Source organism: Ralstonia sp. 1B3 (genome assembly GCF_036631435.1).
In genome coordinates, this window is the sequence record NZ_JAPNUG010000028.1 from 50,664 (window position 1) to 68,954 (window position 18,291).

An 18,291-nucleotide genomic window follows, 5' to 3' on the forward strand; every position below is an offset into this window, starting at 1 on the left:
GGAGACCACCATGCTGTTGATGCTCGATAACTACGACTCCTTTACCTACAACATCGTCCAGTACTTTGGTGAACTCGGCCAGGACGTGCGCACCTATCGCAACGACGAGATCACGATCGAAGAGATCGAAAAGCTGAACCCGGAGCGCATCTGCCTGTCGCCTGGCCCATGCACGCCCACCGAAGCCGGCATCCTCGTTCCGGCGCTCAAGCACTTTGCGGGGCGCGTGCCCATCCTCGGTGTGTGCCTCGGGCACCAGGCCATTGCCGATGCGTTTGGCGGCCGCGTGATCCGCGCGCAGAAAGTGATGCACGGCAAGGTCAGCACCATCGAAAACACCGGCGTGGGCGTGTTCGCCAACCTGCCGCGGCATTTCAAGGTGACGCGCTATCACTCGCTTGCCATTGAGCGCGAAACGCTGCCCGACTGCCTGGAAATTACCGCCTGGACCGAAGACGGCGAAATCATGGGCGTGCGCCACAAGACGCTGCCGGTGGAAGGCGTGCAGTTCCACCCGGAATCGATCCTGTCGGAACACGGCCACGCGCTGCTCGGCAATTTCCTGAAGGAACGCGTCTGATGCGCCGCGCATGCACGGTCGCGCTGGCGATGATGGCGAGCCTGCCGGCGATGGCCGGTACGCTGGACGCCTGCCGCGCGGCCCAGCCCGAGGCCGGCAACGTCGCCCAATGCGTGCAGACCGCACGCAAGGCGGCACAAACGGAACTGGCGTCGGCCGAATCGACACGCCGCACCGCGCTGCGCGCCCGCATGGCTGCCAACAAAGGCACGGACCCTGGCGCCGCCATGGCATTCGACCGCACCGTGCGCGCACACCAACTCTACCGGCAGGCCGAATGCGACCTGCAACGCCGCCTGGCCCGCAATGCGCCCGATGCCGACCTGGCAGAAGCCGCATGCGAGGCCGATCTCTCGCGTGAGCGCATCGGCGCCTTGCGCGACGCCGCACAGCCGGTCACCCCGGCTGCGGCTCCGGCAGCGCCCAACTGAATACGGAACGACCATGTCCATCACCCGCAAGAAGCGCTCGTCCGCTGTATCGAACATCGGGAAATCTTCCACGACGAAATGCTGCACCTGATGCGGCTCATCATGCGCGGCGAGATGTCGCCCGTCATGGCAGCCGCCCTCACCATGGGGCTGCGCGTCAAAAAAGAGACCATCGGCGAAATCGCGGCCGCTGCCACCGTCATGCGCGAATTCGCCACCAAGGTTGATGTACCCGCTGAGGTGTCCGATCACTTTGTCGACATCGTCGGCACGGGCGGCGACGGCGCCAACACCTTCAACATCTCCACCGCCTCGATGTTCGTGGCGGCAGCGGCCGGCGCGCGCATCGCCAAGCATGGCGGACGCGGCGTCAGCTCCAAATCCGGCAGCGCCGATGTGCTGGAAGCGCTGGGCGTGAACATCATGCTGACGCCCGAGCAGGTGGCCGAATCGATCGAGACGGCGGGCATCGGTTTCATGTTCGCGCCCAACCACCACCCGGCCATGAAGAACGTCGCCCCGATCCGCAAGGAACTGGGCGTGCGCACGATCTTCAACATCCTGGGGCCGCTGACCAACCCGGCCGGCGCGCCGAACATCTTGATGGGCGTGTTCCATCCGGACCTGGTCGGCATTCAGGTGCGCGTGATGCAACGCCTGGGCGCCAAGCACGCGGTGGTCGTCTACGGCAAGGACGGCATGGACGAGGTGTCGCTCGGCGCTGCCACGCTGGTCGGGGAACTCAAGGACGGCGTCGTCACCGAATACGAAATCCACCCGGAAGACTTCGGGCTGCAGATGGTCTCCAACCGCAGCCTGAAGGTGGCCGACGCCGACGAATCCAAAGCCATGCTGATCGACGCCCTCGAGAACAAGCCCGGCACGCCGCGCGAGATCGTCTCGCTCAACGCGGGTGCTGCACTGTACGCAGCCAACATCGCCGGCTCGATCGGCGACGGCATGAAGCTGGCCCGCGAAGCCATCGCCTCCGGCGCGGCACGTGCCAAGCTTGACGAACTCGTGCGCGTCACCAACCAGTTCAAAGCCTGATATGTCCGACATCCTGCAGAAAATCCTGGCCGTGAAGGCCGAAGAAGTGGCCGCCGCCCGCAAGCACCGCGACCTCGCCAGCGTACGCGCCGAAGCCGAAGCCAACCGCACCGACAGCACGCTCGGCACCCGCGGCTTTGCCAAGGCGATGCGCGACAAGATCGCCGCCGGCAACGCGGCGGTCATCGCCGAAGTGAAAAAGGCGTCACCGTCCAAGGGCGTGCTGCGCCCGAACTTCAAGCCCGCCGACATCGCCCGCAGCTATGCGGAGCACGGCGCCGCCTGCCTCTCCGTCCTGACCGACGAGCAATTCTTCCAGGGCCACGCCGATTACCTGCGCGAGGCGCGCGCCGCCTGCGCGCTGCCGGTGCTGCGCAAGGACTTCATGGTGGATCTGTACCAGGTGTACGAAGCCCGCTCGTGGGGCGCGGACTGCATCCTGCTGATCGTCGCCGCGCTGGACCAGGGCTTGATGGAAGAACTCGAAGCGTGCGCGCTGGAACTCGGCATGGACGTGCTGGTGGAAGTGCACGACGGCCATGAGCTGGACCGCGCGCTGCGTCTGCAAACGCCGCTGGTGGGCGTGAACAACCGCAACCTGCGCACGTTCGAGACGTCGCTCGACAACACGCTCGGCCTGCTCAAGCACATGCCGGACGATCGCATCGTCGTCACGGAATCCGGCATCCTCACGTCGGACGACGTGCGCAAGATGCGCGCCGCCGCCGTCAACGCGTTCCTCGTCGGCGAAGCCTTCATGCGTGCAGACGACCCGGGCGCCGAACTGGCCCGCCTGTTCGCCTGAGCGCCACACCATGGCCCGCGAGATTGAACTGAAGCTGGCCGTTTCGGCCGGCACGCACGACGCACTGGTCGGCTGGCTCGACGCCCATGCGCAGGCGGCCGGCTCGGTGGAATTGGCGAACGTCTACTACGACACACCCGACCAGGCGCTGGCACGCAACCGCGCCGCGTTGCGCGTGCGTCGTCAGGGCAGCCAATGGCTGCAAACGCTGAAAACCGCAGCCGTGAGTACGTCCGGTCTGAGCGCCCGCCACGAATGGGAGGTGCCGCTGCAGAACGACGCACTGTCCGTCGATGCCTTCGCTGCCAACAACGCCGCCGAAGCCGCCGACTATGTCCGCCCGCATGCGGCTGCGCTCGCCCCGCTGTTCCGCACCGACTTCACGCGCCGCCTGTGGCATGTCGCAGCGGATGGCGGTGAGATCGAGATCGCGCTGGATGCCGGCGCCATCCTCATCCCCGGCACCCAGGCACGCGAGCCGATCGACGAACTGGAACTGGAGTGGAAGCCCGCCGCGGGCAGCACGCTCACCGAAGACGCAGTTGCCGAACGCCTGCACGCCTGGACGCAGAAGCTGCGCGCCGCCGTGGCCGGCCTCACGCCGCTCGACATCAGCAAGGCGCAACGCGGCTACCAGCTGCGCGCGAAAGCCACTGGGGGCCAGCCGTGACGCGACGCGCCAATCCGGCGCAAGCCGCTCTTTTCGACGAACCCGCAGCGGACACGACCGCCGTCGGTTTCACCCCGCTGGCCCAGCAGTTCGATGCCCTGCCCGCCGACTGGAAGGCAATCCTCACGTCGTGTATCGCGCAGACCAATTGGCCGGAGCTATGCGCCTTGTCGATGGCGAGCGCGCCGCGGGCAAGCCGATCTTTCCGACGGACGTTTTTCGTGCCCTGCACCTGACCTCGGTGGACGATGTGCGCGTCGTCATCCTCGGCCAGGATCCGTATCACGGCACGGGCACCGTCGATGGCCGCGAGATTCCGCAGGCGCACGGCTTGGCGTTTTCGGTGCCGGCCGGCGTGCGCGTGCCGCCAAGCCTGCGCAATATCTACAAGGAAATCGAAGCGGAATTCGGCTGCAAGCTGCCAGGCACCTCGGGCAATCTGGAGGGCTGGGCACAACAAGGCGTGCTGCTGCTGAACACGGTGCTCACCGTCGAGCAAGGGCAGGCGGCGAGCCACGCCAAGCGCGGGTGGGAACGCATCACCGATTGCCTGCTGGAGCAGCTCGCGCGCGTCGGCCACAAGCGCGTATTCATGCTGTGGGGCAGCCACGCACAGGCCAAGCGCGCGCTGCTGCCGGACGGGCACCTGGTGCTGGAGGCGCCGCACCCCTCGCCGCTGTCCGCGCATCGGGGGTTCTTGGGGTGCGGGCATTTCAAGACGGCCAATGATTGGCTGGCGGCGCAGCACCAACCGACCATCGACTGGCTGAAACCGCAGGCTGCCTGAAACGCACGGGCCATGCAGCTCCATCGACGAGCCGCCAAGCTCCGGCGTTGACCGTCTAAGGGCCGGCGTTGAATGTCTAAGGGCCGAGGTCGGCTCTCCAAGGTTCGACTTTGACTCCCGGGGGACCGACTTCGAGCCTCCGAGATTCGACTTCGACTCTCTGAGGTCCGACACTTTGACCCTCCGAGGCCCAACGTTCACGGTCTGAAGGTCGTCTTTGACTGTCTGAGGGTCGCGCTCGACTCTCCGAGGCTCAAATTCGACTTTTTTCCGACTCCAGTTTGAGTCTTCAAGGTCCGTGGTCGGCCCTCCGAGACTCGACCTCGGCCCTCTGACGCTGACCTTTGACGCTCGGATACTGGAAGTCGAGTGTCTGTAGCTGGACGTCGGCTCGTTGAGCCCCGTCGTGGAAGGTCCAAGGCTCGACGCTGGCGCGGGGAAGAGCGCCGCCCGTGCGAAGCCAGGCAACCGCCGGCCCCGCCTAGCCCTTCGAAATACGCAGCGCGCGCCCGAGCGCACCGCAGCGCAATGCGATCTTGGACGTGTCGGCCCGAAGCGCCTGCAGGCGGCGCTCCAGCAGGTGCATCGCCGACAGCGATTCCGATTCGGCCGCAGCGTCGACCATGCGCGAGCGTGCCGACTGATCGGCGAAGTCGGCTGCGCCCAGCTCCTGCGTGTCGCGCGGGCGCACGCCCCACCCGCCTTCGTGGACGGCCTGGTCGAAGCGCTCCTTGGCGCGCGCCAGGCTTTCGAGCGCGGCTTCTGCCGTTTGCTCGACCAGCGCCCGCGTATCGGCCTCATCCAGTTCCTGCGCGCGTTGCCGCACAAGAATACGCACCGCCGCGACGTGCGCCGCCACGAGGTAGTTCTGCACGATGAAGCGGTTCAGGTTGTCGACGGCGCGGTGCCGGCTCTTGGGCTCGTCGAGCATGCGCGCGAAGGCAGCGATGAGCCCGGTCAGCGATTCCATGAACTGCTTGCGCTGCACGCGATAGGCGAAGTCGTCCTTGAGCGTGCCGAGCAGCAAGTCGCGCGCGGCTTCGATAAAGCGGCGGTTGGTGCGCAGCACGTCGTCCACCAGCTTGGGCAGGTTGCGGTATTCCCAGGCAGGCAGCACATAGCTGAACGCGGTGGCGATGGCCGCGCCGATCAGCGTATCGACGAGCCGTTCTCCAATGGCGTCCTTGCTGCCGGGCAGCAGCAGGTTGATCTGGATGAGCACCTGCACGCACGCCGCGATGGCCGTGTAGCGGTAGCGCACGGTGACGAAGGCCGCGCTTGCCGCCGTCGACAGGTACAGCACGCCCATCAGGACCCACGTCGAATGGGTGAAGCGCAGAATCACCGCCGCAATCACGCAGCCGATCAGCGTGCCGAGCACCCGGTCGAAGTTGCGCTGGCGCGTCATGCTGAAGGTCGGCTTGAGGATGACGACGATGGTCAGCAACACCCAGTAGCCATGCGACGCATATGGCAGGTGGTCGGCAATCCACAAACCGGCAGCCACGGCCATCGAGATGCGCAGCGCAAAGCGCAGCACCGGCGAACGCCACGTCAGCTCTTCCAGCACCAGCCGCAGCTCGTATTTCTGCCGCGTGAGAAACGGCGTCATGTCCGGGCGCAGCAGCACCTGCGACAGTTCGACCGGTGTGGCGGTGGCGGCGTGCAGCTGCGCCATCAGGCGGATTGCACCGCGCACCGTGGCCACCGATTCCTCCAGCGCCGCGATGGCTTCGATGGGCACGCCATGGTGGTTGTGCTGCAGTTCGTGCAACGCGCCTTCAATGGCGGCCATCTCCTGGTCATACGACATCGGCGTGGGCGACGGCCTGTCGCGGCCAACGGCATAGGCCACGCCTTCGATGTCCAGGCGCATGCGTTCGATCACGTCCCGCAGCAGACGCATCACCTCGGCGTCGGCCAGCCACGGCGCAGCAGCGGGTAATCGGTATTGGACGACAGCAGGTACTCGTAGATATCGAGCATCCGCATGTGGATCTGCACGAGGCGCCCATCGCTGGCGGTGCGGTTATCGCGGAAGACGAAATCGCGCGCCACCTGCTGCTTGTCGGCCACCGAAATCTGCTGGCGCACGAGCGCATTGAACTGCTCGTCGAAATCCTTGGATGCGTCGTAGAAGCCGGCCTTGCGTTCCACGTACACAGCCAGTTCGTACAGGCATTCGGCCAGCACCTGCTCTTTGATGCGGCGGCGCTGGCCCCACGCCACCGCCATCGCAAACGCCATGTAGCCGATCGCGCCGAGGAAGAACTGCAGCGTGTGCTCCACGGCTTCGCGGAAGGCGAATTCCTCGGTAAAGGTCAGCGTCATGACGAAGAGCGCCGCAAACTGCAGCGGCATCGTCTTGTTGCCGTACGCCACCATGAGCCCCGCCAGGAAGCTCACCACCACGATCACTGCCGGCAGGATCGCGTATGGCGTCACGACCGCCACGAGGAACGTGACGGCCGTGGTCAGCAGCACGCACGCCATCATCTCGTTGAATTTGTGCCGCAGCGGGCTGGGCAAATCCATGAGGCTGGTGCACAGCGCGCCGATCGACACCACCATCGCGCCCTGCAGATCCATCACCAGCAGCGCGAGCAGCGTCAGGCCGATCACGCCGGTGGCAGTACGGATGCCCCGCGAGACGTAATGGCTGTAGAGGAACGTGCGCGGATCGTGGACGTAATCCATCGGATCAGGCGACGCGTCAGGCCGACTTGCCGCGCGTCACCTTGCGCGCTGACGACCGCTTGCCCAGCCACGCCGAGCGCAGCGGCGAGGGCTCCGTCGCCAGCGCCAGCGTGAACTGCGGCGTCGCATCGGTGGCGAGCGTCACGTTCAGCGTCATCAGTTCGTCGCGGCGGAACACGTGCACCGGCACGGTATCGCCGGCGCGATGGCGCGTGAGCATCTTGTCGAGCTGGCCGGCCGGCACACGCAGGCCGTCCACTGCAACGATCAGGTCGCCGGCGGACAAACCAGCGCGCTGCGCCGGGCTATCGTCGAAGACCTGCTGCAGCTTGACGAAGCCGTTTTCGGCGGCCGTCTTGACGCCCAGCGCGAGCGCCGTGTCGGCGGCCTTGCGCGTGGCGCTCACGCCCATCGCCTTGAAGAGGGCGGGCAGCGGCGGGTCGTCGCGGCCTTCGCTCAATTGGCGCACGAGGGTGCGCAGGCGCACACCGGTGGTCTCTTCCATCAGGGTGATGAGCCCGGCTTCGGTCACGCCGCGCTGCGTGTGGCCGGCGGCGTAGAAATCGCGGCCGTACGTGACCCACAGGGCACGCATCACGTCATCGAGCGAACGTTCGCCGTGGGTCTGCGTGCGGATCGTCAGGTCCAGCGCCAGCGCCACCAGCGAGCCCTTGGTGTAGTAGCTGACGATGGCGTTGGGCGCGTTTTCGTCCTGGCGGTAGTACTTCGTCCAGGCGTCGAACGAGCTTTCGGCCACGCTCTGCTTGAGGCGGCCGCTGCCGCGCAGCACGCCGTTCCACGTCTTGCCGAGCATCTCCAGATACTGCGCTTCGGAGATCAGGCCCGAGCGCACCAGCATCAGGTCGTCGTAGTAGCTCGTGAAACCTTCAAACAACCACAACAGCGGCGTGTGGACCTCGCGGTCGAGTGCGTACGGCACGAAGGTGGCCGGCTTGATGCGCTTGACGTTCCACGTGTGGAAATACTCGTGGCTGACGAGGCCGAGGAAGGTGCGATAGCCCTCGGTGGTTTCATCGCGGCCAGTGACGGGCAGATCGGCGCGCGCGCACATCAATGCGGTGCTGGCGCGGTGTTCCAGGCCGCCGTAGCCGTCGGTGGTGACCATCGTCATGAAGACGTAGCGGCGGTTGCTGTCGAGGAACGGCGCCGTGGCGGTCTGCGGCTCGAACAGGCGGATCTGCGCTTCGCAGATGCGCTTGAAATCGCGGGCGATGCGTTCCAGATCGAGGTTCGGCACACGGCCGGTAAAGACGGCGTCGTGCTGCGCACCGCAGGCCTCGAACGACACCAGCTCGAACGTGCCCATCTCGACGGGGTGGTCGATCAGCTCGTCGTAATTGGCCGCTTCGTACCAGCCAAAGCCGTAGCGCTTGGCGCCGGCCTTGCCCTGGACGCGGCCGGTCGCTTCGCGCAGCGCGGTGGCGACACGCCAGCCGCGGTAGGCCTCTCCGGCGGGCGGCTGGATGTCAACGAGGCAGCGCTGGTCATCCGCGCCTTCCACGCGCAGGAATACCGACGTGCCGTTGAAGAAGCCGTGCGTGGCGTCCAGATGCGCGGCGCGCACCGACAAGTCCCACGCATAGACGTCGTAGGAAATCGTCAGCGGCCCGGTGCACGGCGCGGCCCACCACGTGTGCTTGTCGACCTTGGTCAGGCGCACCGGCCTGTGGGCGGACGACGCCTCGATCCGCACGATGTTGCGCGCGAACTCGCGGATCATGTAGCTGCCCGGAATCCACGCCGGCAGCGAAAAGCGCTGGCCCTGGGCATCGGGCGCGTCAACCGTGACGGTGACGGTGAAAATGTGCGCCTCGGGCGCGGCGGGGGCGATGGTGTAGCGGATCGGCTTCATGGCGGACATTGTAGCGTTGCCGTCCCACGCTGCCGAAGGCAAATCGTCCGCAAACCGGCCTGCCAGCCTATCGGTTGACGTCGACCACGACGCGCCCGCGCATCTTGCCGGCCATGATGTCGTGGGCGGCGTCGATAGCCTCGACAGCGTCACCTCGCGCGTGATGGCGGCGAGGCGATCGGGCAGCAGATCGGCAGCCAGGCGCTGCCACGCGGTCTGTCGCAGCGCGCGCGGCGCCATCACGCTGTCGATGCCGCACAGCGTCACGCCGCGCAGGATGAACGGCGCGACCGTGGCCGGAAAATCCATGCCCTGCGCCAGCCCGCACGCCGTGACCACGCCGCCGTAGCGGACCTGTGCGCAGGCGTTGACCAGCGTGTGCGAGCCCACCGAATCGACCACCGCCGCCCAGCGCTCTTTCTGCAATGGCTTGCCCGGGGCGGCAAGCTCGGCGCGATCCATGACATCCGTCGCGCCCAGCGCCTGCAGGAAATCGGCCTCATTCGTCTTGCCCGTGGATGCCACCACGCGATAGCCCAGCTTGCCGAGCAGCGCGATGGCGATCGAGCCCACGCCGCCCGACGCGCCCGTCACCAGGACCTCGCCGTCGCCCGGTTTCACGCCGGCGCGCTCCAGCGCCAGCACGGAGAGCATCGCCGTGTAGCCGGCCGTGCCGATCGCCATGGCCTGCCGCGCGTCGAGCCCCGCCGGCAATGCCACGAGCCAATCGCCGGAAAGCCGCGCCTGCTGGGCAAGACAACCCCAGTGCGTCTCGCCGACGCCCCAGCCGTTGAGCACCACCGCATCGCCGGTCCGCCAATCCGGATGCGATGAATCGAGCACGACACCCGCGCCGTCGATACCGGCCACCATCGGCCACTTGCGCACGACGGGGCCCTTGCCGGTGATGGCCAGGCCGTCCTTGTAATTGATGGTCGACCAGTCCACGCGGATCAGCACGTCGCCGGCGGTCACGTCGTTGGCCAGCGCTTCGGGTGTGGACAACGCTGCGTCATCGAGGTCGACGATGTGGGCCAGGCGCCCGCCATCCTGCTTTTCCAGCATCAGCGCGCGAAACGACATGCCAAGTCTCCGAAGATGAGGTGAATGCGAGCGCCAAAGAAAAGCGCCGGATCGACCGGCGCTTCCTTCGTGCGAATTACGACTTCTTGAGCGCGGCGAACTTGCGCTCCAGCGTGGCCGCATCGATCAGGCCCGGCGCCCGGGTTCCGTCCGGGAAGATGATGGCCGGCGTGCCGGTCACGTTCAGCTGCTGGCCGAGCTTCAGGTTGGCCTCCAGCGGCGTGTCGCAGGTGCCGGCGCCGCCCGGGGCGGTCTTGGCGGTCATCCAGTCACGCCAGGCCTTGGCGCGGTCGGCCGAGCACCAGATCTGCTTGGCCTTGGTGTTGGAGTCTTCGGACAGGATCGGGAACAGGAAGGTGTAGACGGTGACGTTGTCGACTTGCGTGAGCATCTGCTCCAGCTTGTGGCAGTACGGGCAGTTCGGATCGGAGAACACGGCGATCTTGCGTGCGCCGTTGCCCTTGACCCACTTCACGGCGCGGTCCAGCGGCAGGTCGGACCACTTCACGCGGTTCAGCTCGGCCAGGCGCTCTTGCGTGAGGTTGGTGGCGGTCTGCGTGTCGAGCAGGTCGCCGTTGAGCACGTAGCGGCCGGTGGCATCGCTGTAGACGACCTGGCTGCCGAGGTTGATCTCGTACAGGCCGGCCAGCGGCGACTTGGTGACGCTCTTGATCTCCACGTTCGGGCCCAGGGCCTTCTGCACGGTGGCCTTGACCTTGTCCAAGGCGGGCTCGGCGGCGCCGGCGCTCAACACATAGCCAGCGCCAATGGCTGCCACTGCCACCGCAGAGGCGATGGCCGCCACCCGAATACGAAACGACATAACGACTCCTGGAACCCCGAAAAACCACAAATCCGCTGAGATGGCCTCAGCCGAGTGCGTGCTTGATCAACAAGCGTTTGATAAATGGCGTCATGCCCACCATGCGCATCCCCGCGTTGCGTACCGTGCGTGGCAGCGCGCCCGGCAGGGCGAACAGTTTGTGCAGACCGTCCGTGGCGGCCGTGAGCGAAAGCAGATCTTCGCGGCGGGCACGTTCGTAACGGCGCAGCAACCTCAGATCGCCATGATCGCGCATGGTTTCACGTTCCGCCATCACGCGACCGATTTCGGACACATCCCGCAGCCCGAGGTTCATGCCCTGCCCGGCCAGCGGATGGATCACATGGGCCGCATCGCCTACCAGCGCCACGCGCGGCGCGACCGCCCGGCTGGCGTGTTGCAGCACGAGCGGGAAACCCTGCGCAGGCGTGATGTTCGACAAGCGCCCGAAGCGAGCGGCGATGGCGCCACCCGCCGCAGCTTCCACTGCGCGGCACAACGCCTCGGGCGACAGCGCGAGCAATTCGCGGGCGTGGTCCTCGCTGGCGGACCAGACCATCGACACGCGCCGATCGGGCAGCGGCAGCATCGCGAGAATCTCTCCGCGTACCGGGGCGGCGTCATCCGTGGCGGCGGCCTGCTCGGCGGAGGCACCGAGGAACCATTGCCACGCGGTGTCCTGATGCCAGTGTTCGGCCTGGAAGTTGGCGACCACGCCAAGCTGGCGATACGGCTTCGCTTCGGCCTGGATACCGGCCTGCTCGCGCACCCACGAATGCTTGCCGTCGGCGCCGATCACGCATTCCGCGCGGATCGTCTGCCCGTCCGCCAGCGTCAGCCGCACGGCGTCAGCTTCCATTTCGAAACCGGTGGCGGCGTGCGGGAAGGTCTGCACCGTGTGAGCGAAGCGCAGTGCGGTTTCCAGAGCGCGCTCGACCAGCGACGATTCGGCAATCCACGCCAATTGCGGCGTGCCGGCGGCGTAGGCAGAGAAGTGCAGGTCGGGGTGGGCGTGCTCGCCGCGCGCGGCAGCGTCATCGCCGAAGATGCGCATGTCGTGCACCGGCTGCACGCGTGTCATGTCGAGCGCCGGCCAGATGCGCAACTGCTCCAGCAGCGCCTGGGAGCTGGACGAGAACGCGTAGACACGCGCGTCCCAGGCGTCCGGCCCGGCGGGCGCGGCGGCTGGCGCGGGCGGTGCGATATGCGCGATGCGCAAGCCGATCTGCGCCAGCCGCAGGGCGCAGGCACGCCCGACGATGCCGCCGCCCACCACGGCCAAGTGGTAGGGCGCAGCCTCCCGGGAAGCCGCCTTGGAAGAGGAAAACGCGGGTGTATTCATGGTGGGCCGATTATAGCGGCGGGGGTGCGGCAGCCTTGTGGTCGCGCAAATGTGTCGCGACCGACACATGGCGTGCGCGCGTGTCGGCTCAGTGTTTACGCCTACCCCTGCCGCGCACGACGTTTTCGTCCCCCGAACCTAGTGCAGCGGGGTACGCACGTTTTGGGGCGCAGATGCCGCCTCTGCCACATATGTGGAAGATGCTCCGCCCGCCCGCAGACCCGCGATGTGATGCCGTTTCCACCGGACTTCAGCCGCTCAGGCCATCGGTCGGGATGGGCGATAAAAGCCGGGTAATTCGACGTTTTGACACGCGCGACCCGCCGATACAGTTCGGGTCCGATCCACGCATTCCTCATCGCCATGTGGACTTTCTCCAAACGCTCCGCCGTATCACTGATGCTGGCAGCGCTACTGGCGTTGGCCGGCTGCGCGCAGATGCCTGCTGCCACGACGCCCGCCCCCGTGGCCCGCACCGCGCCCCGGGCGAAGTCATGACCTTCGCCATCCCGCCCGACGCACTGGGCGCGCATGACCCGCAACTGACGGCCGTGCTGACCAAGGCCGGCGCGCTGGCCGCGGCGCAAAAACGCCCGGCAACCATCCAGGTAGCCGCGCTGGCCCAGGATTTCCGCTACCTGAACCAGGCGCTGTGGAACGGCGTGCCCGCTCAGCGCGCTGGATACGTCCGGCTGGAAAACCTGACCGTCAGCGCCAGCCAGCCCTACAGCGTGACGATCCGCACGCAGCATTAAGAGGAACGTCATGCGTATGACCCATCTGCTTTTCCCGCTCACCGTCGGCCTGCTGAGCGTCTCGACCGCTTCGGCTTTGCCGCCCCGCCCGATGCACTGATGCCGGCGACGGCAGCGGCGCCCGATCGCGTCTATCCACCCCTGCCTTCGCTGGCGATGCTGCCGCCCGGCGGCGGCACCGAAATGGAACCGGCGCCCGTGGCACACGCGCGCGGCGGCAAGCGCAAGGCCGCGGCCACGCAGTGGCGCAAGGCGACCGAGCCGGTGCCCCGCATGGTGGTGTCAGAGGCCTCGCACACGTATCTGGCCGGCATCGAGCGTCAGCTTGAAGTGGCCCTGCAGAAGTAATCAACGATTGCCGCCGGAGCCGTCATGCCCCTCGCCCGCCTTCTTTGCTTGAACTGGCGCCGCCTTGCCGCGGCATTCTTGCTGGCGGGTTCCAGCGTGGCGGCGCACGCGGCGTCAGGCGATTGCTTCGAGCAGGCCGGCACCTATCAAGGCGTGAACCCGACGGTGCTGCGCGCGATCGTGTGGTTTGAATCAAAAGGCGACCCGGGCGCCATCCACCGCAACGCCGATGGCTCGGTCGACATCGGCCAGGCGCAGATCAACTCGATTCACTTCGGGACGCTGGCGCGCTACGGCGTGCCGCGCCATGCGCTGACCGACGCCTGCGTCAACGTGTTCGTGGCGGCCTGGCTGCTCAAGCAAAAAATGGTTCGCCATGGAAACACGTGGCGGGCCATCGGCGCGTATCACTCCGAGACGCCCGTCCACCGCGACGCCTATGCGCGGAGCATCCAGCGGGTGCTGATGTCGTGGGGGGAATTGCGGGCCGACCGCTGATTCGGGTTCGGCCCCGGAACCGCGCGCGCTCAGTAGTACGAGACGGCGGCGTACGCCTGACGTGCGCCGATGGCGCGGCGCTCGCCGCTGACCAGGCGCATCAGTTCATCCTGACGCGGGCAGACCAGCGCGCACACGGGCGTCGTTGGCCAGGATGCGCATCATCAGGTCGCGCTTGCGCTGCACCTCTTCCTGGGACAAGGCCGGGCGCAGACCGTGGCCGAGGCGCTCCATGTGGGCCGCGCATTCGCGCTCGAGCAAGCTCACTTCGTCCCAGTCGCCGCGTTCTGCAGCATCCACCATGTCTTCGGACAGGCTCGCGATGGCCTCGTAGCAGGCGAACAAGCCGGCGCTGTCGGAAACCGTATGGATCGGGCGGGCGGCGGTGGCGACGGTCCAGGACATGCTGTGCTCCAGAGTCAAACGTTGTTGTTTGCAGCAAGCCAGTGCAATAGGGATGCCCGGCCGGCGCCGAACCGCCTCCCACCCGCCCGGAAATGCCGCGAAAGCCTTTGCTGGCTTGGGTTCGTAGGATACGGAGAGCGTCCGGCGGCGGGCATCGCAGGCCTGAAAAACAGCCGCTCGGGGCGGAGTTGTTACGTTTCTGGAACGTAACGCGTAACGGGGCCGTAACGCCTTCACACCGCGACCCGCCGAGCGCCTTGCCCGACCGAATGCGCTTTCATTCCGGGGCGAGAACGCACCCGGAGCGGTTACAATCACGCCTTTCCGTGAACGACGCGCGCAGCCCGGATTCCACTGTGCTGCCGCCTCCTCCCGCGTCACGCAACCCCTTGATTCAGAGCCTTTTTCACCATGAGCCTCCAATGCGGCATCGTCGGTCTGCCGAACGTCGGTAAGTCGACCCTGTTCAATGCCCTGACCAAAGCCGGCATCGCCGCCGAGAACTACCCGTTCTGCACGATCGAGCCCAACGTCGGCGTGGTGGAAGTGCCGGACGCCCGCCTGCAGGCGCTGGCCGAGATCGTCAAGCCCGAGCGCGTGCTGCCGGCGGTGGTCGAGTTCGTCGACATTGCGGGCCTGGTGGCGGGCGCCTCCAAGGGTGAAGGCCTGGGCAACCAGTTCCTCGCCAACATCCGCGAGACGGATGCCATCACGCACGTGGTGCGCTGTTTCGAAGATGAAAACGTGATCCACGTCGCCGGCAAGGTCGACCCGATCGCCGACATCGAAGTCATCAACACCGAGCTGGCTCTCGCTGACCTGGGTACGGTTGAAAAAGCGCTGCAGCGCTACACCAAGGCCGCCAAGTCGGGCAACGACAAGGAAGCCGCCAAGCTGGTCGCCGTGCTGGAAAAAGCCCAGAAGGTGCTGGACGAAGCCAAGCCCGTGCGTGGCCTGAACCTGACCGACGACGAGTGGGCGACGCTCAAGCCGCTGTGCCTGATCACCGCCAAGCCGACCATGTACGTTGCCAACGTGCGCGAAGACGGTTTCGAGAACAACCCGCACCTGGACGCCGTGCGCAACTACGCTGCGCAGACGAACTCGCCCGTGGTGGCCGTGTGCGCCGCCATCGAAGCCGAAATCGCCGATCTGGATGACGCCGACAAGGCCGAATTCCTGGCCGACATCGGCATGGAAGAGCCCGGCCTGAACCGCGTGATCCGTGCGGCCTTCAAGCTGCTCGGCCTGCAAACCTACTTCACCGCCGGCGTGAAGGAAGTGCGCGCCTGGACGATCCACATCGGCGACACGGCCCCGCGCGCCGCCGCGGCCATCCACACCGACTTCGAACGCGGCTTCATCCGCGCCCAGACGATTTCGTACGAGGATTTCATCCAGTACAAGGGCGAACAAGGTGCCAAGGAAGCCGGCAAGATGCGCGCGGAAGGCAAGGAATACATCGTCAAGGACGGTGATGTGCTGCACTTCCTGTTCAACGTCTGATCGGCGCAAGCACAACGAAAAGCCCTGCAACCACTGCAGGGCTTTTTTCATGGACAACGCGAGCGCGGCAACACCGGTGCCTGGGCGAGGTGCGTGCTGCCGAGCCTTGTAACGTTGAGGTGGCCCGGCATCACTTTTTACATACACGTAGTGCCGATAAGGCCGTTGCGATGGCCTCCAGAGCGCTTTGCTGCGCCATTTTCGCGTCTTGGGCACGTGACTTGCGTGGCGCACGGCAGATACGCTGAACCCCGGTAGGCTTCTTGCCCGGGGCAGCCCGCCGCCCCCGCATTCAACCAACGCATGTCGGGCGGCGCACTCGCCCAACGCCATGAGTTCGCAATCGCCCCCGCCCTTGTCCGTAGTTGACGACATCGACGCCACGCCGGGTATTGGCAGCAGCGCTGCCATCCAGTCGCGCGGGGTGTTGCTGTGCCTGTCCGAACCGGAGTTGCGCGTCCAGCAGGTGAGCGAAAACCTGGAGACCGCGCTGGGTACGCCGCTGGCCAGCGCGCTGGGAGCAAGCGTCGACCGTGTGGTGGGCAGCGCCGGCCGCGAGGTGCTGGAGCGCGCCCTGGCCACGCATAGCATCGACGGCCACCCCCTGTATATCGGCACGCTGCAGACACCGCACGGCCACGCGCTCGACGCGGTCATGCACCGGCACAAGCGCACGCTGATCCTGGAACTGGAACCGGCCGTGCATGCAGCCGACGGCGCGTTTGCGTCGATGTATCCGCTGATGCGCACGTTTGTCGGCAGCCTCCAAGCCGTTGGCACCGTCGATGCACTCACGGACCTTGCCGCCCGCGAAGTCCGCCGTCTCACCGACTTTGGCCGCGTCACGATCTACCGCATTGAGCGCGATGGCTCCTTGCAGGCGTTGGCCGAAGCGCGCGACGAGGCCTACGACACGCTGGTCGGCACACACCTGTCTGGGGCGGGCATCACGCCCGAACTGCGCACCCTGTACAGCCACAATCCGCTGCGGCTCGTGGCAGACGTGGACGACATCGCGGTGGGTCTGGTGCCACCGCTGCATCCGTCCACCGGCCGGACGACCGACCTGACATACGCCGCCCTGCGCGCCGCTTCCGAAGCGCAGCGCGAAACCATGCGCGGCATGGGGGCGAAGGCGTCGTTCACGCTGGCGCTTACGGTGCGCGGCAGTCTCTGGGGCTTGATCGCCTGCCACCACGCGACGCCCTGCTCACTGTCGTTTGAAGTGCGCACGGCATGCGAACACCTCGCGCAGATTCTGTCGCTTCAGATCGAGGCGAAAGAAGACCGCGCCGAGATCGCGCACCGGCTGGAACTGCGACGCATCCTCGTGCGCCTGCTGGCCGCGATGGCAGACCGCGACCATTTCGAAGACGGGCTGCTCGAGCATCCGGCAGATCTGCTGCGCTTTGCCTCGGCCAGCGGCGCCGCCATCGTGCGCCAGGGCGAGTGCATGCGCATCGGTGCCGCGCCGGACGAAGACAGCATTCTGCGCCTGACCGAATGGCTGGCCGAGGCGCACCCCGGCGAGGTTTTCCACACCGACCGCCTAGCCGCCACTTATCCGGATGGCGCCGCGCTCCTGCCCCAGGCCAGCGGCGTACTGGCCGTGCAGGTTTCGCAACTGCATCGGCACTACGTGCTGTGGTTTCGCCCCGAAACCCCGCACACCGTCCGCTGGACGGGCGATGCACCAGACCTGGCAGACGGCGATGCCACGCACATGCTCGGCCGCACACGCCATTGGCAGGAGCACATCGTCCACACCTCGCGCCCCTGGCGCACGAGCGAAGTGGAAACCGCAGCGGAGTTCCGCTACGCCGTCCTGAACATCGTGCTGCGCCGCGCCGAAGAAGCCGCGGAGTTGACCAGCGAACTGCGCCGCGCCAACCACGAACTCGAAGCGTTTTCGTATTCCGTGTCGCACGACTTGCGCGCGCCGCTGCGCCATATCGCCGGCTATGCCGAACTGCTCGACGAGATGGAAGGCCAACACGTCTCGGAGCGTGGGCGGCACTTCCTGCAGACGATCTCGGAGTCGTCGCGCTTTGCGGGCAAGCTGGTCGACGATCTGCTCACCTTCTCGCAGATGGGACGCGGCGCACTTCACCTGACCGATGTCGACCTCACGCAGCTCGTGCGCGGCGTCGTGCGCGATCTGACGCTCGATCAGGGGCGTCGCCATATCGAATGGAACATCGCCGCCTTGCCGGTGGTGCGCGCCGATCCGGCATTCCTGCAACTGGCCATGCGCAACCTGCTCTCCAACGCCGTCAAATACACGCGTGACCGCGATCCTGCGCGCATCCAAATCGACGCCGAACAGACCGACGCCGAAACCATCGTGCGCATTGCCGACAACGGCGTGGGCTTCTCGATGGAATACGTGGCCAAGCTGTTCGGCGTGTTCCAGCGGCTGCACCGCATGGACGAGTTCGAGGGCACCGGCATCGGCCTGGCCAATGTGCGGCGCATCATCGATCGCCACGGCGGCCGCACCTGGGCCGAGGGCGAGCTGAACCGCGGCGCGACGTTCTACTTCGCCCTGCCGCGCACGCCCGACCCGCAAGCGGCATCCGAGCGGGCCTTCGCACGATGACGCCCGATGCCTGATCGTTCTTTTCCACGCTCATTGTCA

At 66.5% G+C, this 18,291-nt stretch carries 11 protein-coding genes and 6 pseudogenes; 11 read left to right on the forward strand and 6 right to left on the reverse strand.

Going from position 1 to position 18,291, the window contains the following annotated elements:
• Positions 1 to 10: 10 nt before the first annotated feature.
• The 6 genes and pseudogenes from OWR21_RS08410 to OWR21_RS08435 all read left to right on the forward strand — a co-directional run bounded on the left by OWR21_RS08410 (position 11) and on the right by OWR21_RS08435 (position 4,323).
• The gene (locus OWR21_RS08410) at positions 11 to 580 is read left to right on the forward strand and encodes an aminodeoxychorismate/anthranilate synthase component II (protein ID WP_232041114.1); all 570 of its coding nucleotides are present in this window, start codon (positions 11 to 13) and stop codon (positions 578 to 580) included.
• Complete coding sequence (locus OWR21_RS08415; protein WP_428984297.1) at positions 577 to 1,011, forward strand: lysozyme inhibitor LprI family protein; 435 nt, start codon at positions 577 to 579, stop codon at positions 1,009 to 1,011. The genes OWR21_RS08410 and OWR21_RS08415 overlap by 4 nt, the downstream gene beginning before the upstream one ends.
• On the forward strand, positions 1,012 to 2,061 hold the full coding sequence (gene trpD, locus OWR21_RS08420; protein WP_332395001.1) for an anthranilate phosphoribosyltransferase: 1,050 nt from the start codon (positions 1,012 to 1,014) through the stop codon (positions 2,059 to 2,061). It begins immediately after the preceding gene.
• A 1-nt stretch (position 2,062) separates the two neighbouring features.
• Positions 2,063 to 2,866, forward strand: a complete 804-nt coding sequence (trpC, locus tag OWR21_RS08425; protein WP_332394990.1) for an indole-3-glycerol phosphate synthase TrpC — start codon at positions 2,063 to 2,065, stop codon at positions 2,864 to 2,866.
• 10 nt (positions 2,867 to 2,876) lie between these two features.
• Positions 2,877 to 3,536, forward strand: coding sequence for a CYTH domain-containing protein (locus OWR21_RS08430; RefSeq protein ID WP_332394991.1), 660 nt, complete (start codon positions 2,877 to 2,879; stop codon positions 3,534 to 3,536).
• Positions 3,533 to 4,323, forward strand: a pseudogene (locus OWR21_RS08435) (uracil-DNA glycosylase). Before OWR21_RS08430 ends, OWR21_RS08435 begins: the two are co-directional and overlap by 4 nt.
• Positions 4,324 to 4,804: 481 nt before the next feature.
• Here the strand turns inward: OWR21_RS08435 and OWR21_RS08440 are convergent.
• From OWR21_RS08440 to OWR21_RS08460, 5 genes and pseudogenes are all read right to left on the reverse strand, one after another.
• A pseudogene (locus OWR21_RS08440) lies at positions 4,805 to 7,020 on the reverse strand (FUSC family protein).
• 16 nt (positions 7,021 to 7,036) lie between these two features.
• Positions 7,037 to 8,893 (reverse strand): M61 family metallopeptidase, encoded by a 1,857-nt coding sequence (locus tag OWR21_RS08445; RefSeq protein WP_332394992.1) that lies wholly within the window; start codon positions 8,891 to 8,893, stop codon positions 7,037 to 7,039.
• Positions 8,894 to 8,960: 67 nt separating this feature from the next.
• A pseudogene (acuI, locus tag OWR21_RS08450) lies at positions 8,961 to 9,976 on the reverse strand (acrylyl-CoA reductase (NADPH)).
• Between the two features lie 76 nt (positions 9,977 to 10,052).
• Positions 10,053 to 10,799 carry a DsbC family protein gene (locus OWR21_RS08455; protein WP_092975612.1) on the reverse strand — a complete coding sequence of 249 codons (747 nt, stop codon included), beginning with the start codon at positions 10,797 to 10,799 and terminating at the stop codon, positions 10,053 to 10,055.
• Between the two features lie 46 nt (positions 10,800 to 10,845).
• Positions 10,846 to 12,141 carry a UbiH/UbiF family hydroxylase gene (locus OWR21_RS08460; RefSeq protein WP_316891619.1) on the reverse strand — a complete coding sequence of 432 codons (1,296 nt, stop codon included), beginning with the start codon at positions 12,139 to 12,141 and terminating at the stop codon, positions 10,846 to 10,848.
• A 363-nt stretch (positions 12,142 to 12,504) separates the two neighbouring features.
• Here OWR21_RS08460 and OWR21_RS08465 point away from each other — a divergent pair.
• The 3 genes and pseudogenes from OWR21_RS08465 (at position 12,505) to OWR21_RS08475 (ending at position 13,742) form a co-directional block, all read left to right on the forward strand.
• A pseudogene (locus OWR21_RS08465) lies at positions 12,505 to 12,896 on the forward strand (hypothetical protein).
• A gap of 16 nt (positions 12,897 to 12,912) precedes the next feature.
• Positions 12,913 to 13,244 (forward strand): annotated as a pseudogene (locus tag OWR21_RS08470) (hypothetical protein).
• A gap of 24 nt (positions 13,245 to 13,268) precedes the next feature.
• The gene (locus tag OWR21_RS08475) at positions 13,269 to 13,742 is read left to right on the forward strand and encodes a lytic transglycosylase domain-containing protein (protein ID WP_332394993.1); all 474 of its coding nucleotides are present in this window, start codon (positions 13,269 to 13,271) and stop codon (positions 13,740 to 13,742) included.
• Between the two features lie 29 nt (positions 13,743 to 13,771).
• Here the strand turns inward: OWR21_RS08475 and OWR21_RS08480 are convergent.
• A pseudogene (locus OWR21_RS08480) lies at positions 13,772 to 14,147 on the reverse strand (flagellar protein FliT).
• Positions 14,148 to 14,558: 411 nt separating this feature from the next.
• Between OWR21_RS08480 and ychF the strand changes: the two are divergent.
• Both ychF and OWR21_RS08490 read left to right on the forward strand, forming a co-directional pair.
• Positions 14,559 to 15,653 carry a redox-regulated ATPase YchF gene (ychF, locus tag OWR21_RS08485; protein WP_147216390.1) on the forward strand — a complete coding sequence of 365 codons (1,095 nt, stop codon included), beginning with the start codon at positions 14,559 to 14,561 and terminating at the stop codon, positions 15,651 to 15,653.
• Between the two features lie 331 nt (positions 15,654 to 15,984).
• Positions 15,985 to 18,252 (forward strand): ATP-binding protein, encoded by a 2,268-nt coding sequence (locus OWR21_RS08490; RefSeq protein ID WP_332394994.1) that lies wholly within the window; start codon positions 15,985 to 15,987, stop codon positions 18,250 to 18,252.
• Positions 18,253 to 18,291 lie beyond the last annotated feature (39 nt).